This window comes from Saccharopolyspora sp. 6M (genome assembly GCF_020176775.1).
Classification (GTDB): Bacteria; Actinomycetota; Actinomycetes; order Mycobacteriales; family Pseudonocardiaceae; genus Saccharopolyspora_C; species Saccharopolyspora_C gregorii.
Genome location: NZ_JAIUJZ010000078.1, coordinates 18,996 through 44,791 on the forward strand (window position 1 = coordinate 18,996; position 25,796 = coordinate 44,791).

Annotated in this window: 21 protein-coding genes; 15 read left to right on the forward strand and 6 right to left on the reverse strand. The window is 73.5% G+C overall.

The window, feature by feature from the left end; translation table 11 throughout:
• Nucleotides 1-40: 40 nt before the first annotated feature.
• The gene (locus tag LCD31_RS12585) at nt 41-1,522 is read left to right on the forward strand and encodes an FAD-dependent monooxygenase (protein ID WP_224958209.1); all 1,482 of its coding nucleotides are present in this window, start codon (nt 41-43) and stop codon (nt 1,520-1,522) included.
• Here the strand turns inward: LCD31_RS12585 and LCD31_RS12590 are convergent.
• On the reverse strand, nt 1,519-2,895 hold the full coding sequence (locus LCD31_RS12590) for a NupC/NupG family nucleoside CNT transporter (protein ID WP_224958211.1): 1,377 nt from the start codon (nt 2,893-2,895) through the stop codon (nt 1,519-1,521). The genes LCD31_RS12585 and LCD31_RS12590 overlap by 4 nt on opposite strands.
• A 764-nt stretch (nt 2,896-3,659) precedes the next feature.
• A complete protein-coding gene (locus tag LCD31_RS12595) occupies nt 3,660-3,977 on the reverse strand; it encodes a hypothetical protein (RefSeq protein WP_224958213.1) in 318 nt (105 codons plus the stop codon).
• A gap of 209 nt (nt 3,978-4,186) precedes the next feature.
• Here LCD31_RS12595 and LCD31_RS12600 point away from each other — a divergent pair, with 209 nt between their 5' ends.
• The 5 genes from LCD31_RS12600 (at nt 4,187) to LCD31_RS12620 (ending at nt 10,019) form a co-directional block, all read left to right on the forward strand.
• A complete protein-coding gene (locus tag LCD31_RS12600) occupies nt 4,187-5,344 on the forward strand; it encodes a helix-turn-helix domain-containing protein (protein ID WP_255617416.1) in 1,158 nt (385 codons plus the stop codon).
• Nucleotides 5,345-5,442: 98 nt separating this feature from the next.
• Nucleotides 5,443-6,174 (forward strand): SDR family oxidoreductase, encoded by a 732-nt coding sequence (locus tag LCD31_RS12605; protein ID WP_224958217.1) that lies wholly within the window; start codon nt 5,443-5,445, stop codon nt 6,172-6,174.
• Nucleotides 6,175-6,326: 152 nt separating this feature from the next.
• Nucleotides 6,327-7,337: a LacI family DNA-binding transcriptional regulator gene (locus LCD31_RS12610; RefSeq protein ID WP_224958219.1), complete on the forward strand. Its 1,011-nt coding sequence runs from the start codon at nt 6,327-6,329 to the stop codon at nt 7,335-7,337.
• Between the two features lie 347 nt (nt 7,338-7,684).
• On the forward strand, nt 7,685-9,031 hold the full coding sequence (locus LCD31_RS12615) for an MFS transporter (protein WP_224958221.1): 1,347 nt from the start codon (nt 7,685-7,687) through the stop codon (nt 9,029-9,031).
• A 187-nt stretch (nt 9,032-9,218) separates the two neighbouring features.
• Nucleotides 9,219-10,019, forward strand: coding sequence for an SGNH/GDSL hydrolase family protein (locus LCD31_RS12620; RefSeq protein ID WP_224958223.1), 801 nt, complete (start codon nt 9,219-9,221; stop codon nt 10,017-10,019).
• Between the two features lie 187 nt (nt 10,020-10,206).
• On the opposite strand, the gene LCD31_RS12625 is transcribed toward LCD31_RS12620, so the two are convergent.
• The 3 genes from LCD31_RS12625 to LCD31_RS12635 all read right to left on the reverse strand — a co-directional run bounded on the left by LCD31_RS12625 (nt 10,207) and on the right by LCD31_RS12635 (nt 14,376).
• The gene (locus LCD31_RS12625) at nt 10,207-12,048 is read right to left on the reverse strand and encodes an alkaline phosphatase D family protein (RefSeq protein ID WP_224958225.1); all 1,842 of its coding nucleotides are present in this window, start codon (nt 12,046-12,048) and stop codon (nt 10,207-10,209) included.
• Nucleotides 12,049-12,195: 147 nt separating this feature from the next.
• Nucleotides 12,196-13,596 carry a sugar porter family MFS transporter gene (locus LCD31_RS12630; RefSeq protein ID WP_224958228.1) on the reverse strand — a complete coding sequence of 467 codons (1,401 nt, stop codon included), beginning with the start codon at nt 13,594-13,596 and terminating at the stop codon, nt 12,196-12,198.
• A 597-nt stretch (nt 13,597-14,193) separates the two neighbouring features.
• Nucleotides 14,194-14,376, reverse strand: a complete 183-nt coding sequence (locus LCD31_RS12635; protein ID WP_224958229.1) for a PspC domain-containing protein — start codon at nt 14,374-14,376, stop codon at nt 14,194-14,196.
• An 81-nt stretch (nt 14,377-14,457) separates the two neighbouring features.
• Between LCD31_RS12635 and LCD31_RS12640 the strand changes: the two genes are divergently transcribed.
• The 6 genes from LCD31_RS12640 to LCD31_RS12665 all read left to right on the forward strand — a co-directional run bounded on the left by LCD31_RS12640 (nt 14,458) and on the right by LCD31_RS12665 (nt 22,071).
• Nucleotides 14,458-15,951, forward strand: a complete 1,494-nt coding sequence (locus LCD31_RS12640) for a hypothetical protein (RefSeq protein WP_224958230.1) — start codon at nt 14,458-14,460, stop codon at nt 15,949-15,951.
• Between the two features lie 214 nt (nt 15,952-16,165).
• A complete protein-coding gene (locus LCD31_RS12645) occupies nt 16,166-17,170 on the forward strand; it encodes a lysylphosphatidylglycerol synthase transmembrane domain-containing protein (protein WP_224958231.1) in 1,005 nt (334 codons plus the stop codon).
• A gap of 118 nt (nt 17,171-17,288) precedes the next feature.
• On the forward strand, nt 17,289-18,419 hold the full coding sequence (locus LCD31_RS12650; RefSeq protein ID WP_224958232.1) for a DnaJ domain-containing protein: 1,131 nt from the start codon (nt 17,289-17,291) through the stop codon (nt 18,417-18,419).
• Between the two features lie 136 nt (nt 18,420-18,555).
• The gene (locus LCD31_RS12655; RefSeq protein WP_224958233.1) at nt 18,556-19,500 is read left to right on the forward strand and encodes an acyl-CoA desaturase; all 945 of its coding nucleotides are present in this window, start codon (nt 18,556-18,558) and stop codon (nt 19,498-19,500) included.
• Between the two features lie 296 nt (nt 19,501-19,796).
• Nucleotides 19,797-20,357, forward strand: a complete 561-nt coding sequence (ssuE, locus tag LCD31_RS12660; RefSeq protein WP_224958234.1) for an NADPH-dependent FMN reductase — start codon at nt 19,797-19,799, stop codon at nt 20,355-20,357.
• Nucleotides 20,358-20,433: 76 nt separating this feature from the next.
• Complete coding sequence (locus tag LCD31_RS12665; RefSeq protein ID WP_224958235.1) at nt 20,434-22,071, forward strand: ABC-F family ATP-binding cassette domain-containing protein; 1,638 nt, start codon at nt 20,434-20,436, stop codon at nt 22,069-22,071.
• A gap of 236 nt (nt 22,072-22,307) precedes the next feature.
• On the opposite strand, the gene LCD31_RS12670 is transcribed toward LCD31_RS12665, so the two are convergent.
• Complete coding sequence (locus tag LCD31_RS12670) at nt 22,308-22,919, reverse strand: TetR/AcrR family transcriptional regulator (protein WP_224958236.1); 612 nt, start codon at nt 22,917-22,919, stop codon at nt 22,308-22,310.
• Between the two features lie 193 nt (nt 22,920-23,112).
• Here LCD31_RS12670 and LCD31_RS12675 point away from each other — a divergent pair, with 193 nt between their 5' ends.
• Genes LCD31_RS12675 through LCD31_RS12685 form a run of 3 tightly spaced genes read left to right on the forward strand, consistent with a single transcriptional unit; the run spans nt 23,113 to nt 25,678 of the window.
• A complete protein-coding gene (locus LCD31_RS12675; RefSeq protein WP_224958237.1) occupies nt 23,113-23,712 on the forward strand; it encodes an NADPH-dependent F420 reductase in 600 nt (199 codons plus the stop codon).
• 10 nt (nt 23,713-23,722) lie between these two features.
• Nucleotides 23,723-24,712 carry an alcohol dehydrogenase catalytic domain-containing protein gene (locus LCD31_RS12680; RefSeq protein WP_224958239.1) on the forward strand — a complete coding sequence of 330 codons (990 nt, stop codon included), beginning with the start codon at nt 23,723-23,725 and terminating at the stop codon, nt 24,710-24,712.
• A 60-nt stretch (nt 24,713-24,772) separates the two neighbouring features.
• Nucleotides 24,773-25,678, forward strand: coding sequence for an SDR family oxidoreductase (locus LCD31_RS12685; RefSeq protein WP_224958241.1), 906 nt, complete (start codon nt 24,773-24,775; stop codon nt 25,676-25,678).
• Nucleotides 25,679-25,796: the final 118 nt, after the last annotated feature.

A 25,796-nucleotide genomic window follows, 5' to 3' on the forward strand; every position in this document is an offset into this window, starting at 1 on the left:
ACGAACATGGGGTACGCCGTACTGACAGAGGGAGGTGGGCATGAGCGCCCAGCACGACACCGACGTCCTCATCGCCGGAGCCGGACCGACCGGACTGGTCCTGGCCTGCGAACTCGCCCGGCGCGGCATCGCGTTCCGGCTCGTCGACAAGGCCACCGAGCACTTCGGCGGCTCCCGCGGCGACGGCATCCACCCGCGCACCCAGGAGGTCTTCGCCGACCTCGGCGTGCTCGACGACCTGCACGCCGCGGGCGACGGCGGCATCCCGATGCGCAAGTACGAAGCCGGACGGCTCGTCTGGGAGGGCCACCCCGGCGAACCGGTGCCCGCCACACCCGGCGTCCCGTACCCGAACGCCTGGTTCGTCCCGCAGTTCCGCACCGAGGAGGTCCTGCGCAAAGCGCTCGCCGGGTACGGCGGCCAGGTCGAGCTCGGCGTCGAGCTCCGCGCGCTGCGCCAGGACGACCGGCAGGTCACCGCGCGGCTCGCCGACGGCACCGAGATCCGCGCCCGGTACCTAGTCGGCGCCGACGGCGGGCGCAGCACCGTGCGCCGCACGCTCGGCATCGAGTTCCGCGGCGAGACCGACGAGACGACCAAGGCGCTCATCGCCGATGTCCGGCTCAGCGGCCTCGGCCGGGACCGGGCGCTGGCCTGGTCCCGCGACGGCGAGCTCGCCTCGGTGCAGCCGCTGGCAGGAACCGACCTGTTCACCGTCACCGCGTCCCGCGACGACGTGGAACCCACCCCGGACGGGCTGGGGGAGTGGCTGAACCGGCTGAGCGGGCTCGACCTGCGGGTGCACGAGGTGCACTGGAACTCGGTGTGGCGGGCCAACGCGCGCCTCGCCGAGCGCTACCGCGACGGCCGGGTGCTGCTCGCGGGCGACGCGGCGCACGTCTGCCCGCCCACCGGCGGCCAGGGCATGAACACCGGGGTGCAGGACGCGCACAACCTCGGCTGGAAGCTCGCCGCCGTGCTGCGCGGTGCGGACGAGGCGCTGCTCGACAGCTACGAGGCCGAGCGGTACCCGGTGGCGGAAGGGGTGCTGCGGCTCAGCGGACGGCTGCTGGACCTGCTGCGCGAGGACGATCCCGAGGCGCACGTGCGCGGACCGGAGCTCAACCAGCTCGGACTGCACTACCGCGGCGGGCCGCTGGCCGAAGAGCGCCGCGCCGAACCCGCGGCGGTGCGCGCCGGCGACCGGGCCCCGGACGCCCCGGTCCTGCTCGACGGGGCGGAGGTGCGGTTGTTCGAGCTGTTCGCCGGGCCGCACTGGACGCTGCTGGACTTCGGCGGCACGAGCGCCGGCCTCGCCCTGCCCGGGCTCGACGCGCACGCCGTGCTCCGGGAACCGCGTCCCGGCGCGGTGCACGACGTGCACGGCCACGCGCACGACGGTTACGGCGTCGACCGGCCCGCGCTGCTGCTGGTCCGGCCGGACGGCTACCTCGGCTGGGCGGGTGCGCCCGGAGATCTCGCGGACCTCCGGGCCTACCTGCTGCCGAAGCTGGGGAGCTAGACGAGCATCCCGGCGATGGCGGCGCTCATCAGGTTCGCCAGCGTTCCGCCCGCGATCGCCCGCATCCCGAGCTCGGCGATCAGCGACCGCCGCGACGGCACCAGCCCGCCGAGCCCGCCGAGCAGGATCGCCAGCGAGGAGAAGTTCGCGAACCCGGTCAGCGCGAAGGTGATGATGATGGCGGTGTGCGGCGAGAACGACGCCGCCTGCGGGCCGAAGTCGGTGAACGCGACGAACTCGTTGAGCACCAGCTTCTGGCCGACGAAACCGCCCGCGGTCACCGCGTCCTCCCACGGCACGCCGATCACCCACATCACCGGTGCGAAGACGTAGCCGATGATCTGCTCGAAGGTGATGCCGTCGAGGCCGACCAGGCCGCCGACGGCCCCGAGGACCAGATTCAGCAGCGCGATCAGCGAGACGAACGCGAACAGCATGGCGCCGACGTTGAGCGCCAGCTTCAGCCCGTCCGAGGCACCGGTCGCGGCCGCGTCGATCACGTTGCGCGGCTTGGTCTCCAGCGCCTCGTCGTCGTCCACCGCGGTGGTGGTGCCCGCCTTCTCCGGTTCGGCGGTGTCGGTCCCGCCCTCGTCCGCGGCGGCCGCCGGTTCCGGGGTCGTCGTGGCCGCGGGCTTCTTCGCGAACCACGCGAGCACGCCGCGCCGCCCGCCCTCGGACTCGGCGGCCTGCGCGGCGTGCGCGGCGTCGCCGGTGACCGCCTCGGTCTCCGGCACGATGATCTTCGCCATCATCAGGCCGGCGGGCGCGGCCATGAAGCTCGCCGCGATGAGGTGGTCGAGGCTCGCGCCCAGCATCGCGTACCCCACCATCACCGAACCGGCCACGGTGGACAGACCGCCGACCATGACGGCGAAGAACTCCGAGCGGGTCATGCCCGCCAGGTACGGCCGCACCACCAGCGGCGCCTCGGTCTGCCCGAGGAAGATGTTGGCCGTGGCGTTCAGCGACTCCGCGCGCGTGGTCCCCAGCACCTTGCGCAGCCCGCCGCCGACGATCCGCACCACCCACTGCAGCACGTTCCAGTGGTAGAGCACCGCGGTCAGCGACGCCACGAACACGATGATCGGCAGCACCTGGAAGGCGACGACCGTCGCCCCGTTCGTCGGCATCACCGGGCCGAGCAGGAAGTCGATGCCCTCCTTCGAGGAGTCGATCACCCGCTGCACCCCGGCGGAGACGGCGCTCAGCGCGGCCTTGCCCGCGTCCCAGCGCAGCACCACGAAGGCGAACACCAGCTGCAGCGCCAGCGCGCCCAGCACGGTGCGCGGCCGGATCGCCCGGCGGTCGGTGGACAACGCGAACGCGATCAGCAGCAGCACGACCATCCCCGCCGCGCCCCAGAGCACCTGCACGTGATCCACCTTCCCTCGATGCGACTCGCGGAATGCTCGCATCCCCGCGGCCCGGGCGTGCGCTCGGCCTCACCACGGGAAAGGTGGTGAAACGGGACTCCGCGACCGGCTCGCGGCGGGCTTCGGCCGAAAGGCGGGCCGGATTCCGCCGAAACGCGGCATCGGCGTGAGCACGCCTCGCCGGCCTGGGCGCTCCGAGGTCACGCGCGGGGGTCGCACGGGCACGCGGAGCAGCCGGGCCTACTTCGGCGCCCCGCGCGAGGTGGCCTGAGCGCGGGGGCGCCGGACGTCGATCTGGTCGTCGACGGGAGGGCGGAGACGCGGGCCGCGCAGCGCACCGACGGCCAGTTGCGGCTCAGCGGTCTCGGTGGCCACTACGCGGCGGTCCGCCGGTGGGGGACCGCTGGAAGCACCCGGACCCGGTCGTCCGCATCGGTGCGGGGAAGTGCGGGAGGGACGACGCCGTGGGGTCGGTGCGCTGTCCGGAACCGGGGCCCCGGACGAGATCCCCGTCCACATCGGAACGGGAACGGCGAACTCCCCGCGGTCGCTGGGGATTCCGCTCGGAGCGCGGGACGGGACCGACGAACGCGGACTGGACGTCGACTCCGCCGATCCGCAGGACGGGGCGCTGGTGGTGACGTCGTTCGGCCGCGGAGCGGGCGATCCGGACGACGGCCCCGGCCTGCTCGTCACCGATCGCTTCCGCTGCAACGGGAACACCTTCGACCGAGGAGGACGAGATGTCGAACCCGGGTGGTGGTTCAGCCTTCGAGGCCGCGCTGTTCGTCGTCTTCGCGGGCGCGGCGGGCGGCGATGCGGATGCAGCGCATGCACGGCATCCCGGTGGACTCCTCGACGAGCGACGGGTCGAGCGGCATGCCGCACAACGTGATCAGCACATCGCGCGGGGTCCAGGTCGCGGCGTGCACGACGCGGGCCCGTTCGCCGACGATTCCCGCGCGGTAGCGGACGTTGAGCACCGCGGGCTCCTCGGGCGGTGGCGGGAGGGGGACGGCGTCGATCACCTCGGGAAGCGGCGCCGTGCCGGGCTCGGAGTGGCAGTCGTGGAAAGCAGGCATGGTTCTCACCTGACTAGCTAGCGGTGGGTGAGCGCTTGTCCTGTCAAGTTACGACCGCGCCGCGTGGCGGAGTGACAGCCATGTGACAGTGCGACAACAAGCTGCTCGCACCAACGTGTGTCACCTAGTCTGGTGGTTCCATGGCCCTACGTGGAAGGAGCCCCGTGCCACGGCCTGAACAGGGATCGGCCCTCGGCGAACGCGTCGCGATGGCTCGAAAAGTCGCGGGACTCAACCAACAGGCCCTGGCGCAGCGCGCCAATTACAGCATCAGCATGCTCCGAGCGGTCGAACAGGGACGGGAACCCGGCTCGCCCGCGTTCGTCGCGGCCGTCGCCCGCGCGCTCGGCATCGAAGCCGAAGAGCTCTACGGGCAGCCGTACCGCGAAACCCTCGACGACGACGGCGGAATCCCGCCCGGCCTCACCGAACTCCGCACCCTGTTCGCCGAGGGCCGCTACGCCGCCGCGCTCGAACCCGGTGCCACCGAGGAGATCGAGGCCGACCTCGCCAAGGTGCGCGACCTGCGGCACTCCGACCGCGCCCGGCAAGCCATCGAACTGACGCCGGTGCTGCTCCGCCGGATGGCGGGCGCGATCCGCCAGGCGAGCACCGACTCCGCGCGCGAACGGGGGTACCGCTACCTCGCCCAGGCCTACGGCAACACCGCGCAACTGGTCTACCGCTTCGGCTGGATACCGCTCGCCACCCAGGCCGTCGACCGGATGGAGATGGCCGCCGAGCGCAGCGACGATCCGCTGCTCGCCGCGCACGCCGTGCAGCACCGCGCGCTCATCCTGATGTCCTGCGCGTCCTACGACACCGGCACCCGGCTGGTGCAGCACTCGCTGGACCTGCTGGAGTCCAGACCGGACAGCGAAGAGGTGCTGGCGCTGCGCGGTTCGGCGCACCTGCGCGGCGCGATGATCGACGCGCGCGCGTGCGAACTGGACCGGGCTCGCGAGCACATCGCCGAAGCCAGGGCGATCGGCGCCCGGCTCGGCCGCTCCTCCGCCGCCTACGACACGAACTTCGGGCCCGGCAACGTCGAGATCCACGACGTCGCCGTCTCCCTCGAAGGCGGAGACCCCGGCCGCGCCGCCCGGGACGGTTCCGAACTGCGGTTGCCCGACGACATGCGGGCCAACCGCGTCGGCCACCACTGGCAGGACGTCGCCCGCGCCTGGGTGCTCGCCGGCGACCACGCCAACGCGCTGCGCGCCCTGAACAACGCGCGCCGCGTCGCCCCACAGCAGACCCGCTACCACCCGCAGGTGCGGGAGACCGCGCGCGCCATCGCGATGGCCGAACGCCGCAAGTCCGACAGCATCGCCCACTTCACCAACTGGCTCGGTCTCAAGGTCTGACCGCGCGATTCCTAGGTGTGCCGCGGCCTGGGTCGGTGGCGTCCGAGCGCGCAGAGTCGTCCTCGACGGCCCGCAGGGGGCCGGGTTCGGGAGGACCAGTGGCGAACGGCAAGACCATCTTGATCACGGGCGCGAGCAGCGGCATCGGCGAAGCGGCCGCCCGCGTGCTCGCCCGGCGCGGGCACCGGGTGTTCCTCGGGGCCCGCCGCACCGAACGGCTCGAAGCGCTCACCGCCGAGATCACCGCCGCCGGTGGCACCGCCGCGCACCGCAGGCTCGACGTCACCGACGCCGCCGACGTGCACGCCTTCACCGCCGCCGCCCGCGCCGAGTTCGGCCGGGTCGACGTCGTCGTCAACAACGCCGGTGTGATGCCGCTGTCCCCGATGGCGGCGCTCAAGGTGGACGAGTGGGACCGGATGATCGACGTCAACGTGCGCGGCGTGCTGCACGGCATCGCCGCCGCGCTGCCCATCATGCGCGAGCAGGGCGGCGGGCAGTTTGTGAACGTGGCCTCCGTCGGCGGCTTCGTGGTCAGCCCCACCGCCGCCGTGTACTGCGCCACCAAGTTCGCCGTGCGCGCGATCTCCGAAGGGCTGCGCCAGGAATCCGACGGCGGCATCCGGGTCAGCGTCGTCTCGCCCGGTGTCGTCGAATCCGAGCTCGCCGGGACCATCACCGACGAATCCGCGCGGGAGGTGATGCGCAGCTTCCGGTCCATCAGCATCCCGGCGTCCGCGGTCGCCGACTCCATCGCGTTCGCCGTCGAGCAACCGGCGGAGGTCGACGTCAGCGAGATCGTGGTGCGGCCCGCGGCCGGGGCGCTCTGACCGCACGGCCGTCCCCGCCGGGAGCGGGTGACTCCCGCCCCGGTGCGGCCGCCGGTCGCCGCGATCGCACCGCCCGCGCGCGGCGGCCGCCGGGGATCGGTGGCGATGAGGCCACTTCGGTGCGCGGCGGCCGCACCGGGCACCCTGGAGGCATGGTCAGCATCAAGGACGTTGCCGAACGCGCCGGAGTTTCGGTGGCCACCGTGTCCAACTCGCTCAACCGGCCGGACCGGGTCTCGGTCACCACCAGGGCCCGGGTGCTGTCGGTGATCGACGAACTCGGCTACGTCCGCAGCGAATCCGCCCGGCAGCTCCGCGCCGGGCACAGCCGCATCCTCGCGCTGCTGGTGCTGGACATGGGGAATCCGTTCTTCGTCGACGTGGCGCGCGGCGTGGAGGTCGCCGCCCGCGATGAGGGGCTCGGCGTGATGCTGTGCAACTCCGGGCAGGACCCGGAAGCCGAAGCGTTGTACCTGTCGCTGTTCGCCGAGCAGCGGGTCCGCGGCGTGCTCGTCACCCCGTCCGACGTCAGCGGCGCCAACCTCGATTCGCTGCGGCGGCAGGGGATTCCGTCGGTGCTGGTGGACCGCAAGGTCGACAGCGGGCAGGCGTGCTCGGTCGCGGTGGACGACGTGGCGGGCGGAGCGCTCGCCGTGCGCCACCTGCTGGAGCGCGGGCACCGCAGCATCGGCTTCGTCACCGGGCCCGGTTCGCTGACCCAGTGCCTCGACCGGCGCACCGGCGCGCGCACCGCGCTGCACGAGCACGGGCTCGACGACGACGCGCTCAGCGTGCTGGAGGTGCCCGCGCTGGACGTGGCCTCCGGCCGGGACGCGGGCGCCCGGCTGCTCGGCCTGCCGACCCGGCCGAGCGCGGTGTTCTGCGCCAACGACCTGCTCGCCCTCGGCCTGCTGCAAGCCCTGTTCGCCGCCGGGGTGCGGGTGCCGGAGGACATCGCGCTGGTCGGCTACGACGACATCGAGTTCGCCGCCGCGGCCGCCGTACCGCTGACCTCGGTGCGCCAGCCCGCGTTCCGCATCGGGCGCAAAGCGGCCGAACTGGTGCTCGCCGAATCCGACCCGGGCGCCGAGCACGCCCACCAGCAGGTGATCTACGAACCCGAACTCGTGGTGCGCAGGTCCAGCCTCCCCGAAGCCCGCTGAGCCGCCCTGCTCCTGTCGGGGTGGCGCGACCTCAGCGGTGCTGCCCGCCTTCCCGGGGCGGCCGCGATCGCCGATGCACCGGTCCGTGCACGGCGGATCTCGCGGGGGAACCGCTGAGCACCCGCGGGTGGTCCGGCCGCTCAGCGGCTGTGCCGCTGACGAGGAACCGGCACGACCGGCCGGCGGGTTCCTGGACGGGCCGGGCGGGTGCTTCGTCCGGATCGGACGTCGCGGGTGCGCGGAACCGCACGGACGGAGGTTCCCCGCCGCCCGGCCGGTTCGGTAGACCGTGCGGCACCGGTGCCCGCCCGGCGGGGCGCGGGCACCGGCGGCGGACGGGGAGTGCCATGGAGACCACCGGGGCGGGACTCGATCCGGACGCGGCGGAACCGACTCGCAGGCAGTGGAAGTGGGCGGTGCTCGCGTCCATGGCGTCCTACATCGACGCCGGGTCCATCGTGGCCGCCGCGGCCGGGCTCCCGCTGTGGGAAGCGTTCCTCGGGCTCGACTCCACCACCGTCGGACTGCTCACCGCGTTCAGCTCCAACGCGATCTCCGCGGCCGTCGGCGCGCTCATCGGCGGCAGGCTCGGCGACCGGTTCGGCCGCAAGCGGATCTACGCGTGGGACCTGCTCGTGTTCGCCTTCGGCGTGCTGTGGATCGTGTGCGCCGTCAACCTGCCGATGCTGTTCCTCGGCTACGTCCTCGTCGGGCTCGCCGTCGGCGCCGACCTGCCGACCTCGCTGGCGCTGGTCGCCGAGTTCGCCCCCGGCCGGTCCCGCGGCAGGCTGATCGGGCTGACCCAGGTGGCGTGGTGCCTCGGGCCGCTGGTCACGTTGCTGCTGGCGTTCGCGCTCGCCCCGCTCGGGGTGCTGGGCGTGCGGATCGTGTTCGCGCACCTGGCCGTCGTCGCCCTCGTCACCTGGTACCTGCGCCGCGGCATGGTCGAATCGGCGCGCTGGACGCGGGCCCGGCGCGCGGCCCGCGACGGCGGGAACCCGCTCGCCGCCGGGCGGCTGCGGGACCTGATCACCGGGCGGAACCTGCGGGCGCTGCTGTTCACCGGCGGGCTCTACGCGCTGTGGAACACCGTCGCGGGGACCAACGGCGCGTTCCTGCCGTACCTGCTGGTCCACGCCGGTGGTGTGGACCGGGCGACCAGCGTGGCCATCCAGGCGTTCAACTCGCTGGTGACGCTGCTCGCCGTGGTGCTGGTGTTCATGCCGCTGGCCGACGGCGCCCGGCGGAGACCGCTGTTCGCGATCGGCGCCGTGCTGCAGATCGCCGCGTTCGGCTGCTTCGCGGTGCTGCCGATCGGAGTCGGGGTGGCGGTCGCGAACGTGGCGCTGTTCGGCGTCGGCGCCGTGCTCGCCGGGGAATCGTTCTACAAGCTCTGGTCGCAGGAGATGTTCCCGACGATGCTGCGCGCCACCGCGCAGGGCGTCACGTTCGCGTTCGCCCGCATCGTCCTCGGGGTCTGGAGCTTCGTGGTCCCCGCCATGATCGAATCCGATTTCGGGGTGCCGGGAATGGCCGTGATCATGATGGTCCTGCTGGTGCTGTTCGCCGTCATCGGGCTGGTCGGCATGCCGGATTCCGCGGGCAGATCGCTCGATTCGCTGGAGCAGGTTCCGCCTGATTCGGGCACCGCCGGAAGAGTCGATCGCGATCCGGGTTTCGGCGGCGCTGAGTAGTCGAAATTCCGGTGATTGCTCCTGATCGGGGAAGCGTCCGCCAATATCGGGTGAGATCCGAATGATTCGGCCGGAATTCGCGTGGCGTCAATTCGCCAACGCGGCGCATGTGGTCCATTCGGGACGTTCAATCGATCTCGGCCGGGACATTCGCGTTCTGGGGTCGAGGACTTCGTTCGGAGGATCCATGCGTCACATTCGGGGAGTCGCGCGTGCCGTCGCAGCGACCGTCGTCATCGGAACGTCTCTCACCGCCGGGACGGCGCACGCCGCGCAAGCGGACGAGAACTACGCGGCGCTCGGCGACTCGTTCGCCTCCGGCACCGGGACCAGGGACTACTTCGAGGACAGCGGGGACTGCCTGCGCAGCCCCAAGGCCTACCCGCAGCTGTGGGCCGACGCGCACGGCGCGGCCACCTTCAGCTTCGACGCCTGCTCCGGAGCGACCACCGACGACCTCAACGCCGACCAGCTCGGCTCGCTGAGCGCCGACACCACCCTGGTCACGGTGCAGATCGGCGGCAACGACATCGGGTTCGCCGACGTGATCCAAGGCTGCCTGCTCGGCACCGACGAGAACTGCGACTCCGCCGTCGGCGACGGGGAGGCCGCCACCCGCGACGAACTGCCCGCCAAGCTCGACGCCACCTACGAGGGCATCCGCGCCGCCGCGCCCAACGCCGAGATCGTGGTCGTCGGCTACCCGCGCATCAACTCGACCGGCGACTGCGGCATCCCCGGGTTCACCGAGACCAAGCGCGAGCGCATCAACAAGGGCGCCGACGTGCTCGCCGAGGTCATCTCCGAACGGGCCGAAGCCGCCGGGTTCACCTACGCCGACCCGCGCAGCGCCTTCGACGGCCACGGCGTCTGCGGCGACCCGGAGTGGATCAACGGGCCGAGCACGCCGTTGCAGGAATCCTTCCACCCCAACGTGACCGGGCACGCGGAGGGTTATCTGCCGGTCGTCGAATCCGCGATCGGCTGAGTTTCGCTCCGGCGGTCTAGCGCGGAACCTCGGCTCCGCCGCGGGACCTCTCCGTCGGCTCCGCGGCGGGGGAGAGCGCTTCCCCCACGAGGAGACCGCGGAGGACCCGCGGCGGTCCGCTGCCCGGGTGGGCCGCCGCTCGCCGGTTCCCGGCGGGCCCGCCACCCGGAGCGGATCCGGGGTGCGGTCAGGACAGGCGGGAGCGGTGGATCGTGGTGAGGCCGCCGTCCTCGTCGGCGCGCTGCAACGCCACCACCGCGTGCTCGCCGTCGGCGTCGAGCACGCCGACCGCGTTGCCGAAGTACGGTCCCGCCGTCTTCCGCCAGGTCAGCGGCAGCGGCGGCACTCCGAGCCGCCTGCCCAACGCGCGGAACAGCGCGGCCAACGGCCGCGCCCACGCCATCCGCAGCGGTGCCACCAGGTGCGGGGGAGCGGCGTTGTGCAGCGGGGAGCACGTCACCTGCACGACCCGGGACCGGGTCGCCGGGGCGTACGCCGCTTCGGCGACGTAGCTGTGGTGCACGTCCCCGGACAGCACGGACACCGAGGCGGAGCCGGGCCGGTCCGCGGCGGCCCGCAGCAGCTCGGCGAGCCGGTCGAAGGACTCGCCGAACGCGGCCCAGTGCTCCAGGTCGCCCGCCTGCCGCGCCCGTTCGGCGAGCTTCGGCCACCGGCCGCGATCGGTGCACGCGGCCTCGTTCCACGCCTGCAGGTGGTGCACCGCGTGCGGGAGCAGCCAGGGCAACGAGGAGGCGATCACGACGTGTTCCGATGGCTCCGCGGCCCGCCCGGAGGCGTTCGCCCCGCCGCCGCGCCGGGACTCGTCGGCCGGGCCGGGTCCGTCCCGCCGGGTGTCGAGGCCGTGCGTCGATCCCGCACCGCTCGCCGTCGCGGCACCGCCCCCGATCGCCGCCGGGCCGCCGCTCCCGGTGGCGCGGGCGTGCTCCGGTCGCGAGCCGTGCGCCGGATCGAGCCGCAACTGGGTGCGCAGCCAGTCGAAGTCGACGTCCGAGAGCATCGCCCGGCTGCCGCCCTCCAGGATCCGGCCCGCCCGGGTGTCCAGCACGATCAGCCGCAGCGCGCCCAGGTCTCGCCGGTAGCTCCACCGCACGTCCTTGTACCGGCCGCGCGGACCGCCGACCTCGTCCGCGGTGCCCGGGGTGCGCAGCTCGGTGTCGGCGGCCGCGGCGAACTCGCGCAGCACCGGTAGCGCGTCCCCGGCGCGACCCGCGGCGAGCACCGCCCGGTAGGTGGGGTCCGCGTCCAGGTCGTCCGGGGAGAGGTTGCCGATGTGCTGGTACACCCAGTAGCCGACGAGGGCGCCGAGCAGGCGTTCCCGCCACCAGGGCTGCGCGGCCATCGCGGTGCGCCACTCCAGCGAGGTGTTCCAGTCGTCCCGGACGTCGTGATCGTCGAAGATCATCATGCTGGGCACGGTGGACAGCAGCCAGCGCACCAGCGGATCGCCCCAGGCGTGCCGGTACAGGACCGCGTACTCCTGGAAGTCGACGATCTCCTCGCCGGGCGGCTCGGTGAGGTCGCGGTGCGCCGCGATCTCCCGCTGCACCTGCGGTGCGGTCTGGTCGGCGTACACCTGGTCGCCGAGGAACAGCATCGCGTGCGGCCAGTCCCGCTCCGGGGTGTCCATCAGCCTGCGGGCGCAGGACTCCAGCGCGTCCGGCCCCAGTGCTCGGCGGCGGCCCGCGTCCTCGGTCGGGCCGAACCGGCAGGAGCCGAACAGCAGCCGCGCCTTGGCGGCGGGCGGCACCGTGCGGATCCTGCTCGGCGGATGGGTGTCGCCCGCGGCGGGCCACAGCACGGCACCGCCCACCCGCACGTCGTAGGGGGTCGAGGTGCCCGGCCGCAGCCCGCGCACCGCGACCAGCGCGTAGTGGTGCCCGCCGACCTGGAACGTCGCGGCCGTGGTGCCGAGCACCTCGACCGTGCAGGCCTCGTCCAGTTCCAGCCACACCGTCGCCGAGGTGTCATCGGTGTAGCGGAGGATCGGCCCCAGCACCACATTCGTCACGCGCCCTGCATACCGCACGGGGCGGCCCGGTGAAAGCGGTCGTGCGCCGGGAGTTCCGCGCTGATCGCCGAACGACGTGCCCGCGGCCGCGAACCACGCCACCGGGCCGTCCGGCCGGGCTCGCGGCGGTGCGCCGGCACCGCCCGATCAGCCGCGGGCCCCCGCCGCGGTCGCCGGGCGCCGCAGGTCCGTTTCGAGCTCCTCCAGGCTGCGCCCCCTGGTCTCCGGGACCAGCCGCACGCTGAACACCAGCGCGCCGACGTTGAGCGCGGCGAACACCCAGAACGTGGCGCTGCCCCCGATCGCCGCCACCATCGGCGGGAACACCAGCGCCACCGCGAAGTTCGTCAGCCACAGCACCAGGACCGCCACGCCCATCGCGAAGCCGCGGATCCGCAGCGGGAACAGCTCGGTGATCATCAGCCAGGTCACCGTGCTCACGCTGCTCTGCTGGAAGGCCATGTACACCACCATGATCGCCAAGATCGCGTAGCCCGCGCGGTTGCCGCCGGCCGGGAGCAGGAACGCCAGGCCCAGCAGCACCAGGCAGCTCGTCACCCCGGCCTGCCCGGTGATCAGCAGCGGTCGCCGACCGACCCGGTCCATCAGCAGCAGCCCGACCACCGCCGCCAGCACCGAGATCACGCCGATCGAGATGGTCGCCGCGATGGAGGCGACCTCGCCCAGCCCGGTCCGGGCCAGCAGCATCGGCGCGAAGTAGACGATCGTGTTGACGCCGGTGATCTGCTGCAGCACCGCCAGCCCGATGCCGATGAAGAACACCCGGCGCAGCCACTTCGAGCGCAGCTCGCGCCAGCCCCGGCCGGTCGCCCGCTGCTCGTGGGCGGCGGTGATCTGCGCGAGCTCCCGCTCGGCCTCCTCGGGCGACCGGCCGCGGTGCAGCACGGCGCGGGCCTGCTCCAGCCGCTGCTGGCCCGCGTACCACCGCGGGCTGTCCGGCAGGAACAGCATGCCCACGCCCAGCAGCACCGCGGGGATGGTCGCGAGCCCGAGCATCCAGCGCCACGCCCCGGCTTCCGCCAGCAGCGCGTTCACCACGTACGCCAGCAGCTGCCCGGTCACGATCATCAGGCCGTTGAACGTGACCAGCCTGCCCCGCACGCGCGCCGGAGCCATCTCGGAGATGTACAGCGGCACCACCACCGAGGCCGCACCGACCGCCAGCCCCAGCACCACGCGGGAGAGCACCAGCACCGGCACGTCCGGGGTCAGCGCCGAACCGAGCGTGCCCACCACGAACACCACGGCCGACCCGATCAGCATCGGCCGCCGACCGGCCCGGTCCGCGATCCGGCCGCCGGCCAGCGCGCCCGCGGCGGCGCCCAGCAGCAGCGCGCTGGTCACCAGGCCTTCCAGGAACGGCGTCAGACCGAAGTGCGGGGTCATGAACAGCAGCGCCCCGGAGATCACCCCGGTGTCGTAGCCGAACAGCGCGCCGCCGAGCGCCGAGACGGCCGCCACCAGCAGGACGAACCGCTTCGCCCTGCGCGTCCCGGCGAGTTCCGCCTGCTCGTCGTCCGGAACCATCGCTCTCCGTCCTCACCGTCGGGCCGAGTGCTCGGCGGCCTTCCTCCCCACGAACACCGAGGATCCGCGGGCTCTCGTGCTCGCCCTCGCGAACACGGTCATGGTGCCGTTGAAGCCTTGGTCGCGGAGCGCGGCCCGCCGATCGTGCTGCCGACGTCCCGGTGCCGGTGCGCCCGGGATGGGTTGACGGGGCGGCCCGGGCCGGCGGCCCGGCACGGCACGGTGCGGGCTCCCGCACGCGCGGCGAGGTCGGCACCGCCCCGCCGACCCGGTGCGAGCGCCGGAGCGGCCCGGGAGGATCCCGCGGAGCACCCGATTTCCGCGGAACGTCCGGTTCCGGTGCGGTGAAGTGCCGCGAGTCCTGGGCTTTCGTCACCCGTAGCGGTTACCGTGGACGGCAGCACGGTGCGCCGGCGATGAGCTGGCCGTGCCGGTCCCAGGGCGCCACCTAGGCCGAGCACGGCTGTTCCGGATGGCCACAAGGGAGGGGCGGTTCGCCGCCTCGGCCATCCGCGTGGAAAGGCCCGCTGACTCCAGAGTCAGCGGGTTTTTCGCGTTCCGGGCCAGGTCACCGGTGGTGCCCGGACCGCGGGTTGCTCATTGCTTGGGCATCACGACCCACAGCGCCACGTAGATCAAGAACTGCGGCCCGGGCAGGATGCAGGAGACCACGAACAGCAGCCGGACCAGACCGACGTTCCAGCCGAAGCGCTGCGCGATCCCCGCGCACACCCCGGCGATGAGAGCCCCGTTCCGGGGACGTTGCAGAGCGGTCGTCATACCGGTGGGGTTCCCCGTCGGGCCCGGCACCACGCCTCGGGTTCGGGTGCGCGTCGGCGGGACGCGTGCTGGGCTGGGCTGATGGCCGGTGAGCAGGTGTCCGAGGAGCTGCTGCAGGAGCTCTACCAGGGGGATCCGGCGGAGTTCGTGGCTGTTCGCAACGAGCGGGTGCGGGCCGCCCGGGAGGCCGGTGACGAGGAGCTCGCTCGGTCGATCGGTGGGTTGCGCAAGCCGACGACCGCGGCGTGGGCGGTGAACCGGGTGGCCGCCGAGCACCCGCGTCGCGTCGCGGAACTGGTCGAGCTGGGCGACGAGTTGCGCGCGGCGCAACGCGAACTGCGGGGGGAGGAGATCCGGCGCCTGGGCCGGCGGCGCGCGGACCTCGTCGCGGACCTGACGGCGCGCTCGGCGCAGGTGGTGGAGCGCGGCGGCAAGCAGCTGGCGGAACAGGCCCGCAGGCAGGTGGAGAGCACGTTCGCGGCGGCCGTCGCCGAACCGGAGTCGGCGCGCCGGGTCCGGGCGGGCACGCTCAGCGGCGCACTGGAGCACAGCGGGTTCGGCTTGGACGAGCTGTCCGTGGCGGCGATGCGCAGCACCACGGCACGGCACCGAGGCGGAACCGGTCCGCGACGCGGCGGTGCGCAGCGCGCCGCCGACCGCCAGGGGACCGCGGGTGCCCCGCGCCGGACCGAGGGGCGGTCCGGTTCGGGAGGAGCGCGGGACGCGGCGGCGGATCGGCCGGACGCCCGCACCGCGGACCGCGCGGCCGGTGATCAGGACCGGACGACGGGCACCCGGAAGAGGCGGGGCGGCGCGGCGCAGGACCGCCCGGCGGAGGAACCCGCGCCGAAGCGCGGCGGCCGGACGGGGCGCCGGGCGAAGGGCGTTCCGGCGGAGGAGACCACCCCGGAGCGCGGCGCGGCGGAGGGCGGCACGAAGCGGCCGGCCTCGAAGCGCGCACCATCGCGGGGCGGATCGGCCGAGGCCGTCACCGCGGATTCCGCGGCGGAGGCCGGCCGCGACGACGTCGACGCTGCCCCCGAGGAACGCGCCGCGCCACGCCACCGCGGACGCCGTACGGGACCGAGCCGGACTCCGCGGGTCGAGCACCGCGCCCGGGGCGGCTCCGCGAACCGGCCGTCCTCCGGCGCGGACACCGGCACCACGGCGGATCGGGAGGAAGCCGGTGGTACCGGTTCGGAACGTGCCTCGCGCCCGCAGCGGCGGGCGTCCGACCGGGCGACTTCGACGCGGAGCACGGCGGACCCGGCCGACCCGACGCGGCAGGCCGGGCAGGACCAGCGCCGGTCCGAGGACGACAAGCGCCGGTCCGGGGACGAGCAGCGCCGGTCCGGGGAGGACCAGCGCCGGTCCGAGGACGAGCAGCGCTGGGCCGAGGACGACCTCCGCCGGGCCGAGCAGGACCGGGACCGGCTGGAACGCCGCCGGGACGAGCTCCGCGCCGAGCTGGAGGAGCTGACGGACCGCCTGCGCGACACCAAGCGGCGGGTGACCCGCGCTCGGCGGAAGCGGGACGCGACACGCCGACGCGGCGCCGCGCACCGAGATCGCTGAACAGGGGCAGTGGTTTCACCGGGACGGTGGGGGAACCGCGCGATGCCCGACACGTTTCGTGATCGTTCCGGGCGCCTCGCCCGGGCATCGCGACGCCCCTCGTCCCGAGCTCCGCGCCCATCGCGTCGCGGGCACCTCGGTGCCGGGTTGAGGTGGACGCCGCGCACGTTCCGGTCGTTCGGCACCCGACCGGCGCTGCTGACACCCTGACCCGGTGCCTTCCCGTCGGCTCCGGGTCGCGGCGGCGCTGCTGGTGGTGGCGGCGGTCGCCGCGCTGGTGTGGGCGAACCGCCACGAGCTGCCCGCGGCCGGCCGGGCGTTGCGGGACGCGGACCCGCGGTGGCTGGCGGTCGGTGCGGGAGTGCTGCTGGTGTGGATCGCGAACTGGGTACTGCTGCACGTGGCGGCGCGGCGCGTCACGGGGGCGGGCGGCTACCACGAGTTCGCGGGGCTGCTGCCGGTGACGGTGGCGTCGATCGCGCTGAACCTGGCGGTGAAGTCGGGGAACGTGGCGGGTGTGGCGGCGTTCTCGTTGCACGCCCGCGGGCGCGGGACGGGCGACCAGGGGCGCGTCACGGGTGCCTACCTGGCGGCCGCGCAGACCGCCGAGGTGGGTTTCGTGGTGACGCTGGCGGCGGGCCTGGCGGTGGTGTGCTGGGACGGCAGGCTGGAGCGCGCGGAGGTCGTCGCCACCGTGCTGTTCTCCGCCGGGCTGCTGGCCAGGGTGGTGGCGCTGGTGGCGGCGGTGCGCAGCCGGGAGGTGCTGCGCCGGGTGTGGGCGTGGCCGGGGCGGTTGCTGGACCGGGTGCTGCGCCGCGAGCCCCGGGAGCGGGACACCGAGGCCGCGGACGACTTCTACGCGGCGGTGGCGGCGATCCGCGCCCGGCCGTGGACGGCGCTGCCCGCGGTGTGCTTCGCGGTGCTGATCGACGTGCTGGGCGCGGCGGTGCTGTGGGCGTCGATGGTGGCGGTGGGCGCCGGGGACCGGCCGCTGGTGGCGCTGGTCGCGTACGCGGTGTCGACGTTGTTCGGGATCGTCGGCGTGCTGCCGGGCGGGGTGGGGTTCGTGGAGGTCGGCGCGGCCGCGGCGCTGGCGTCGTACGGGATCCCGGTGGGCGTGTCGGCGGCGGCGGTGCTGGTGTTCCGGGTGTTCGTGTTCTGGTTGCCGTTGGCGCTGGGCGGGGTGCTGGCGTGGCGGCTGCGGTCGTCACCCGGTTAGCCGAACCGGTCGCGCAACGCGGCCCGGAGGGGCCGACTGGCTGATCTTGAACGGGCCCGTGCACTTATCATGTCCGCGCGGTCGTGGCCGGCCGATCGCTTACGGTGGACGGAGTTTCGTGCGCGGGGTCGACTACTACGAGCTGCTGGGCGTGGAGCGCTCGGCGTCCAGCGCCGAGATCAAATCCGCGTACCGGACGTTGGCGCGGACCATGCACCCGGACGTCGGCGGCACCGCGGGCACCTTCCGGTTGTTGCAGCAGGCGTACGAGACGCTCAACGACCCGGTGCGCCGCGCCGACTACGACGGCGGTGGTGACGGCGAGGAGGAGCAGCAGGAGCCGCGGCCGGGACCCAAGCGCACGCCGTCCCGGCGCTGGGTGTACCGGCCGGGGCAGCGCCGCGACTTCGGCGACGACCCGGACTTCGCCCCGGCCGCCCCGGACCTCAGTCCCGCGGACATCCCGTGGTGGGACGAGGTGGACCCGGCGGAGCGGGTGGTGTACCTGCCGGTCACCGCGCCGGACCGGACGGCGGCGCTGGCGATGGCGGGCGGCTGGGTGCTGCTGGCGGCGGCCGGCCTGCTGGTGGGGCTGAGCGGGGTGTTGCTGGGCGTGTGGCTGGCGCTGCTGGTCTCGGCCGGGGTGGTGGTGCTGGTGCTGCTGCGCCGCCTGCTGGAGGCGCACCGCACGGACCGGTTGTTCGAGGCGGAGAACCGGGGCCGGGTGTTCGGCGGCACCGCCGAGGAGGAGGTCGCCGCGGACGCGGTGGTCAAGCAGCGGTCCGCGGAGTTGCTGGCCGACCACCTCACGCGGCTGCCGGGGGCGCGGATCTTCCACGGCGTGGCCTGGCCGGGTTCGGTGTTCGCGGACGTCGACCACGCGGTGCTCTGCGGCAGGCGGCTGGTGCTGGTCGAGTCGAAGCGGTGGCTGCCCGGCCACTACGAGGTGGACGAGGACGGCGAGGTGTGGCGCAACGGCCACGTGTTCCGCGGCGGCACCACCCGGCTCGGCGAGGGCGTCGCGGCGTTCGAGGCGCTGCTGCCGGAGGTCGAGGTGCGCGGCGTGCTGCTGCTGTACCCGAACCGGGCCGGCGAGGTGAGCGTCGGCGAGTCGGACGCGGAGGCGCCGGTGGAGCCGCTGACCCCGGAGGGCTTCGTCCGCGAGATCGGGGAGTGGCTGGCGGCGGAACCGGCCGCGGTGGACCGGGACGCGTTCGCGATGGTCCTCGCCCAGGTGGTGACGCGCTGAACCCCACCGCCCCGGATTCGCCCTGATCAGGCGAAGTTCATCGCGGCGTGGGGTGCGGTTCGTTGCCGGGCGGCGCGGGTACCTGGAACGTGGAGCGCACGGTCCCAGCTCCTGCCAGATTCGAGGTTCTCGCGCGATGGTCACCACCGAATCCACCGCCCACCAGGAACGGGCTCCGCTGCTGGCCGGGCGCCGGGGTTGGGCGCCGCAGCTGTCGGTGTACGTGTTCATCCTGCTGCCGTTCCTGGCGCTGCTGGCCGCGGTGCCGCTGGCGTGGGGCTGGGGGCTGAGCTGGTGGGACGTGGGGTTGGCGGCCGGCTTCTACGTGTTCACGATCCTCGGGGTGACGGTGGGCTTCCACCGGTACTTCACGCACGGCGCGTTCCGGGCGAAGCGCTGGCTGCGGGTCGCGCTGGCGGTGGCGGGCAGCATGTCGGTGCAGGGCCCGGTGATGCACTGGGTGGCGGACCACCGCAGGCACCACGCGTTCTCGGACCGGGAGGGCGATCCGCATTCGCCGTGGGCGTTCGGCACGTCGCCGTGGGCGTTGGCGCGCGGGTTCTGGCACGCGCACATGGGGTGGCTCTTCGAGCGGGATCTGACGAACCGGGAGCGGTTCGCGCCGGACTTGATGGCCGACCGGGACATCGTGCTGGTGCACCGGTTGTTCGGGCCGCTGACGCTGCTGACGTTGCTGCTGCCCGCGGTGCTGGGCGGCGCGGTGACGGGCACCTGGTGGGGGGCGTGGACGGCGTTCTTCTGGGCTGGGCTGGTGCGGGTGGCGTTCCTGCACCACGTGACGTGGTCGGTGAACTCGATCTGCCACCTGATCGGGGAGCGACCGTTCAAGAGCCGGGACAAGGCGGCGAACTTCTGGCCGCTGGCGCTGCTGAGCATGGGTGAGTCGTGGCACAACCTGCACCACGCGGATCCGACGTGCGCGCGGCACGGCGTGCAGCGCGGGCAGATCGACGTCTCGGCCCGGGTGATCTGGTTGTTCGAGCGGTTCGGCTGGGCGTCGCACGTGAAGTGGCCGACGCCGCGGCGGCTGGCCCGGCTGAGCCGGGGCGCGGCGGACTGATCGACTGCCCGGCCGGAGGGCGTGCCGGGCGGCGGCATTCCCGGTTCCGCGAGTTGGGATTCCCGTCCCAGCTGGTTGACACCCCGTTCGAGCCGGTGTTGCGATGGTTCCGTGCTCCCGGCCCTGTTCACCAAGCGACGCCACGTGGATCTGCTGCGTGTCGCGGCGCAGGGGTGTCGTTCCCGCAGCTGAGCCGGTCGTGGCGCCCCACCGCGGATGACTGATCACTCCACTGTGGACTGCCCCGGCTCGATTCCCACCTCGAATCACCGGTCACTTCCGTGAGGAGAACGCGCGTGTCCACCGTCCTGGTCATTTCCGGCAGCCCCTCGAAGACCTCCAAGACCGAACGCGTCGCCGAGCACCTGGCCCGCAGGCTCACCGCGTCGGGACGCCGCGCCGAGCACCTGCGGCTGCGCACCCTGCCCGCCGAGGCGCTGCTGAGCGCGGACACCGCCCACCCGGAGATCGCGGAAGCGGTGGCGAAGGTCGGCCGCGTCGACGGCATCGTGCTCGCGACGCCGACGTACAAGGCCGCCTACTCCGGGCTGCTCAAGGTGTTCCTGGACCTGCTGCCGCAGTTCGGGTTCACCGGCAAGGCGGTGCTGCCGCTGGCCACCGGCGGCAGCCTGGCGCACGTGCTGGCGCTGGACTACGGGCTGCGCCCGGTGGTGAGCTCGCTGGGCGCGCGGCACGTGGTGCAGAGCTTCTTCCTCATCGACAAGCACCTGACCGTCACCGGCGACGACCTGGCGATCCACGAGGACAGCTCCGGCCCGCTGGCCGACGTCCTGGAGCAGTTCGAGAAGGCGCTCGACGGCGTCCCCCACGGCACCGTCCTCGGCCGGACCGCGTAGTCCCGCCCGGCGGTGGGGCCCTGCGCGGGGCGAGGGCGCGGACCCCCGATGAGCGGGGATTAGGATCGCAGTCCTTATGAGCGCCACACTCGTCGCGAAGGGGCTCGCCGCAGGTCACGGCGAGCGCGTCCTGTTCTCCGGCCTGGATCTGGTCGTCGCCCCTGGCGACGTGGTGGGCCTGGTCGGGGTGAACGGCGCGGGCAAGTCGACGCTGCTGCGGATGCTGGCCGGACTGGCGCCCGCGACGGACGGCTCGGTGCGGCTGAGCCCGCCGACGGCGACGATCGGCTACCTGCCGCAGGAACCGGACCGGAACCCCGGCGAGTCGGTGCAGGCGTTCCTGGCGCGGCGCACCGGGGTGGCGGCCGCGCAGCGCGAGCTGGACGCGGCGACGGAGGCGCTCACCGAGGGCGCGGCGGGTTCGGACGACGCCTACAGCACCGCGCTGGACCGCTGGCTGGCGCTGGGCGGCGCCGACCTCGCCGAGCGCGCCGAGGACGTGGTCACCGAGATCGGCTTGGACGCGGCGCTGGAACAGCCGATGACGAGCCTGTCCGGCGGCCAGGCGGCCCGCGCGGGCATGGCGTCGCTGTTGCTGAGCCGCTACGACGTGTTCCTGCTCGACGAGCCGACGAACGACCTGGACCTGGGCGGCCTGGAACGGCTGGAGCGCTTCGTCGCCGAGCTGCGCGCGGGAACGGTGCTGGTCAGCCACGACCGCGAGTTCCTGGCGCGCACCGTCACCCGGGTTGTGGAGCTGGACCTGGCGCAGCAGCAGGTGCGCTCGTTCGGCGGCGGTTACGCGGCCTACCTGGAGGAGCGCGAGGTCGCGCGCAGGCACGCCCGCGAGCAGTACGACGAGTACGCCGACACCCGCGCCGCGCTGGAGTCCCGGGCCCGCTCGCAGCGCTCGTGGATGGAGAAGGGCGTGAAGAACGCCCGCCGCAAGGCCTCCGACAACGACAAGGTGGGCCGCAAGTTCCGCAGCGAGGCCACCGAGAAGCAGGCGGCGAAGGCGCGGCAGACCGAGCGCCTGATCGAACGCCTCGACGTGGTGGAGGAACCCCGCAAGGAGTGGGAGCTGCGGATGAGCATCGCCGCCGCGCCCCGCTCCGGCTCGGTGGTGGCGACCCTGCACGGCGCGGTGCTGCGCCGCGGCCCGTGGTCGCTGGGGCCGGTGGACCTGCAGGTCGACTGGGCGGACCGGGTGGCGATCACCGGCGCGAACGGCGCCGGGAAGTCCACGTTGCTGGCCGCGCTGCTGGGCCGGGTGGCGCCGGACGAGGGCCGTGCCGCGCTGGGCTCCGGCGTGGTGGTCGGCGAGGTGGACCAGGCGCGCGGGCTGTTCTTCGGCGGCGAGGCGCTGCTGGACGCGTTCGCCGCGCAGGTGCCGGACTGGCCGACGGCCGAGGTGCGCACGCTGCTGGCGAAGTTCGGGCTGGTCGCCGCGCACGTGCTGCGTCCGGCGGACACCCTCTCGCCGGGGGAGCGGACGCGGGCGGCGCTGGCGCTGCTGCAGGCGCGCGGGGTGAACCTGCTGGTGCTGGACGAGCCGACGAACCACCTGGACCTGCCCGCGATCGAGCAGCTGGAGTCGGCGCTGGCGTCGTACACCGGCACCCTGCTGCTGGTCACGCACGACCGCCGGATGCTGGACGCGGTGCACGTGACGCGGCGGTTGCAGGTTGACGATGGTCGAGTCGTGGAGCTCTGAGGCGGCGGAACCTCACTGCCAGTCGTTCCACTTCTGCCGTGTAGCACGGGTGTGGCGGAACCTCAGCTGCTTCCTCGCTGCGGGATCGTTTTCACCGGTGGCTCCGCCACAGGAGAAAACGCTGTCCTCGCGAGGAAGCCGCTGAGAACCCGCGGGTGGTCGGGCTGCGTGCGTGGTCGGCGGCTCAGCGGCTGCGCCGCTGACAGGAGAACGACGAGGACCGCTGCAAGATCAGCTCAGTTCGCGGTGAGCCGGGATCGGTTGGCGGCGAGGACTTCTTCGGAGAGTTCGGGGTCGGCCGCGGCGACGGCGCGGGAGACGACCAGGGCGCCGACGAGCTGGCAGAACAGGGCGACCGCCTGCTCGCGGGATTCCGCCGGGTCCGGTTCGGTGCCGGCCTCGTGCGCGGATTCGCGGACCAGGTCGGTGATGGTGTCGAAGTAGCCCGCGAGTCCTCGCTGGTACTGGGCTTGGGCCGCGGCGCCGTGGCGTCCGGCGTCGGCGGCCAGCGCGGCCGAGGCGCAGCCCGTTTCCGGGTGGTCGCGGTGGTCGGCGGTCAGGTACTGCTCGACCACGGCGTCCAGGGCGGCGCCGGCGGCACCGGGATGGGACTCGCGGATGGCGTCGAGCGCGGCCAGCGAGTCGGTGAAGCCGCGGGCGAAGACCTCCAGCGCGAGGTCCTCCTTCGAGGAGAAGTGGTTGTAGAACGCCCCGTGCGTCATCCCGGCGGCCTTCATCAGCTCGTCGATGCCGATCCCGTCGATGCCGCGCAGCCGGAAACCTTCGCCCGCCGCGCCGACGATCCGTTCGCGGTTGAGCTTCTTCTGCTCCTGCGTGATGCGTGGCACCTGGGCCTCCTCGGCGCGCGGGGCCCGTGTCGCGCGGCCCCGGTCGGCATGTCGCCCGGTCGATGATACCCGTCATCAAAACGAGCTCGACGTGCCTTGACAAGTATTGATGCGGATCGTCATCATTAATTTTGATGGCGATCGTCATCAAAAACTGGTGGGGCCGCACGCCCCACGCGCTCCGGGAGGACTCGTGCACTTCGGAACCATCGGAGCCGGCGCCATCGGGCAGGCCATCGCCGGTCACCTCGTCGCGGCAGGCCATCGCGTCGTCCTCAGCAACGGCCGCGGTCCGGCCTCGCTGCGCGGTGTCGTGGCACGGCTGGGCCCGTCGGCCACCGCGGGCACCGTCGCGGAAGCGGCCGCGGCCGACGTGGTGTTCCTCGCCGTGCGGTGGTCGGACATCCCCGCCGCACTGGCGGAACTGCCCGCGTGGAACGGCCGGATCCTGGTCGACACGACCAACCAGATGACCGGCGTGACGCCCGCTGACCTCGTCGACCTCGGTGCGGACACGGGCAGTGAGTTCGTCGCCCGGCACGCGCCGGGCGCGCGGGTGGTCAAGGCGTTCAACACGCTGTTCGCCGAGCACATCGCTCCCGACCCCCGGCACCCGGAAGGCCGTCGGCTGCTCTTCTACGCCGGGGACGACGCGGCCGCGAAGGCCGATTTCCACGCGGTTGCGGACGAGATCGGGTTCGCGCCGGTGGACATCGGGGCGCTGCGCGACGGCGGCCGGCTGATGCAGGTCGGCGGTCCGCTGTCCGCGCTGCACGCGCTCAAGCAGGGTTGAGGGGGAGCTGATGCAGGCACTCGCCTACCGGCAGGCCCATCCGCTGGACGCGTTCGCGATCGAGCCGGTCGAGGTCGCCGAACCGCGGCTGCGGGACGCGGACCTGCTCGTGGAGGTCCACGCCGTCGGGATCAACCCGGGTGAGGCGGCCGTCCGGCGGACCCGCAGCGCCGAAACCGGTGGACGGCTCGTCCTGGGCTGGGAATTCGCCGGGGTCGTGCGCGCCGTGGGACCGGCCGCCGCGGGCTTCGCGGTCGGCGACCGCGTCCTGGGCACCGGGGACATGGCGCGCGACGGCGCCTGGGCGGAACGGGTCGCGGTGGACCACCGGGTGGTGGCGCTGATCCCGGACGAATTGCCCTTCGCCGACGCCGCGTCGCTGCCCATCGCCGGCCTCACGGCGTGGGAGGCGCTGTTCCGCGAGCACGACGACCTGGCAGCGGGAATCGACCGCGTGCTGGTCGTCGGCGGTGCCGGCGGGGTGGGCACGCTGGCGACGCGGCTGCTGAAGAGCAGGACGTCCGCGCTGGTCGCGACCACGGCCTCGCGCCCGGAATCGCGCGAATGGTGCACGGCGATGGGCGCGGACGTGGTCGTCGACCACACCGGGGACGTGCCCGCCCAGCTCCGCGCCGCCGGGATCGACCGCGTCGACCTGGTGCTGTCCACCGCGGGCACCGCGGGCAACCTCGGCTGGATCGCGGAGGTGCTGCGGCCGTTCGGCCACCTCTCCGCCGTCGACCTGACCGGCCCGCTCGACCCGATGCCGCTCGCGGCCAAGTCCCTGTCGCTGCACACCGAGATGGTGTTCAGCCGGATCACGGCCGGACTCGACGGGCAGGGCCGGATCCTCGCCGCGCTGGTGCAGGACGTCGTCGCGGGCCGGTTGCGCCCCATCGCCACCACGGTGCTGGACGGCCGCACCGCGGCGGCGATGCTGCGGGCCCACGAACTGGTCGAGAGCGCGCGGACGGTCGGCAAGACCGTGATCAGGTTCTGAGCTCGGCCCGCGCCGAACGATCACCACCGAACGATCACCACCAAACAGGAGACGGGAACGATGGGAAAGTTGATGGTGACCGGCGCGACCGGCCATCTCGGTCGGGCCGCCCTGCACCAGCTGCTGCGCAGCCAGCCCGCGGAACGGCTGGTCGGGCTCGCCCGCGACCCGTCCCGCGCCGCGGACCTGGCCGAGCGGGGCATCGAGGTGCGCCGCGGCGACTACTTCGACCACGGGTCGCTCGTCCGGGCCTTCGCCGGGGTGGAGCGGCTGCTGCTGGTCTCGGCCGTCGCGCTCAGCGACCGGAACGCGCAGCACTTCAACGCGATCGCCGCGGCGAAGCAGGCCGGGGTCGAGCACGTGGTCTTCACGGCCGTCCAGCGCGACGAAGGCTCGGACGTCCGGCAGCCCGGTGTCACGGACTCGGACGTCTTCGCCGAACAGGCGTTGCAGGCCTCGGGGTTGACCTGGACGGTCCTGCGGCAGCCGATCTTCCTCGACGTGCTGGGCACGAACCTGGGGGCCGACCCCTACCGGAACGGGGTGCGGGTGCCCGACGGCGCGGGCGCGGTGGCGCCGGCCCTGCGGCGCGACCTGGCGGCGGCGAGCGCGGCGGTGCTCACCGAGGACGGCCACGAGAACACGACCTACACGCTCAGCGGCAGCGAATCCGGCTCGTTCCGCGAGATCGCCGCCGCGCTGAGCGAGGTCCACGGCGCGCCCGTGCCGCACGTGCCCGTCGCGCCGGAGGACTACGTCGACGGCTTGATCGCCGAGCTGGGCGTGCCCCGCTCCCTCGCCGAGTTCATGGCGGAGTGGACCGCGGCGATCAACCGCGGTGAGTTCGGGGCGAGCACCGGTGATCTGGAGCGCCTCATCGGCTACCGTCCGACCGGTTACCGCGAGTTCTTCGCGCGGCACTACCCGCTGGTCGTCCCGGACGCCGAGCAGGCGGTCGCGGACTAGCGGCCGCGGGGGGGGCGGGGGGGGGCCGCCCCCCCCGCGCCCCCGCCCCCCCCCGGGCGGGCGGGGACACGAGGGAAAAAGAGGGCACAGGCGCCGGGAGGACCGGGGGAAATGAGAA

What these genes read in the sequence shown, in the direction of transcription:
- LCD31_RS12585 (WP_224958209.1), top strand. Translation starts at nt 41, where the DNA reads ATGAGCGCCCAGCACGACACCGACGTCCTCATCGCCGGAGCCGGACCG.
- LCD31_RS12595 (WP_224958213.1), bottom strand. Translation starts at nt 3,977, where the DNA reads ATGCCTGCTTTCCACGACTGCCACTCCGAGCCCGGCACGGCGCCGCTT.
- LCD31_RS12600 (WP_255617416.1), top strand. Translation starts at nt 4,187, where the DNA reads ATGGCTCGAAAAGTCGCGGGACTCAACCAACAGGCCCTGGCGCAGCGC.
- LCD31_RS12610 (WP_224958219.1), top strand. Translation starts at nt 6,327, where the DNA reads ATGGTCAGCATCAAGGACGTTGCCGAACGCGCCGGAGTTTCGGTGGCC.
- LCD31_RS12615 (WP_224958221.1), top strand. Translation starts at nt 7,685, where the DNA reads ATGGAGACCACCGGGGCGGGACTCGATCCGGACGCGGCGGAACCGACT.
- LCD31_RS12620 (WP_224958223.1), top strand. Translation starts at nt 9,219, where the DNA reads ATGCGTCACATTCGGGGAGTCGCGCGTGCCGTCGCAGCGACCGTCGTC.
- LCD31_RS12630 (WP_224958228.1), bottom strand. Translation starts at nt 13,596, where the DNA reads ATGGTTCCGGACGACGAGCAGGCGGAACTCGCCGGGACGCGCAGGGCG.
- LCD31_RS12635 (WP_224958229.1), bottom strand. Translation starts at nt 14,376, where the DNA reads ATGACGACCGCTCTGCAACGTCCCCGGAACGGGGCTCTCATCGCCGGG.
- LCD31_RS12640 (WP_224958230.1), top strand. Translation starts at nt 14,458, where the DNA reads ATGGCCGGTGAGCAGGTGTCCGAGGAGCTGCTGCAGGAGCTCTACCAG.
- LCD31_RS12655 (WP_224958233.1), top strand. Translation starts at nt 18,556, where the DNA reads ATGGTCACCACCGAATCCACCGCCCACCAGGAACGGGCTCCGCTGCTG.
- LCD31_RS12665 (WP_224958235.1), top strand. Translation starts at nt 20,434, where the DNA reads ATGAGCGCCACACTCGTCGCGAAGGGGCTCGCCGCAGGTCACGGCGAG.
- LCD31_RS12680 (WP_224958239.1), top strand. Translation starts at nt 23,723, where the DNA reads ATGCAGGCACTCGCCTACCGGCAGGCCCATCCGCTGGACGCGTTCGCG.
- LCD31_RS12685 (WP_224958241.1), top strand. Translation starts at nt 24,773, where the DNA reads ATGGGAAAGTTGATGGTGACCGGCGCGACCGGCCATCTCGGTCGGGCC.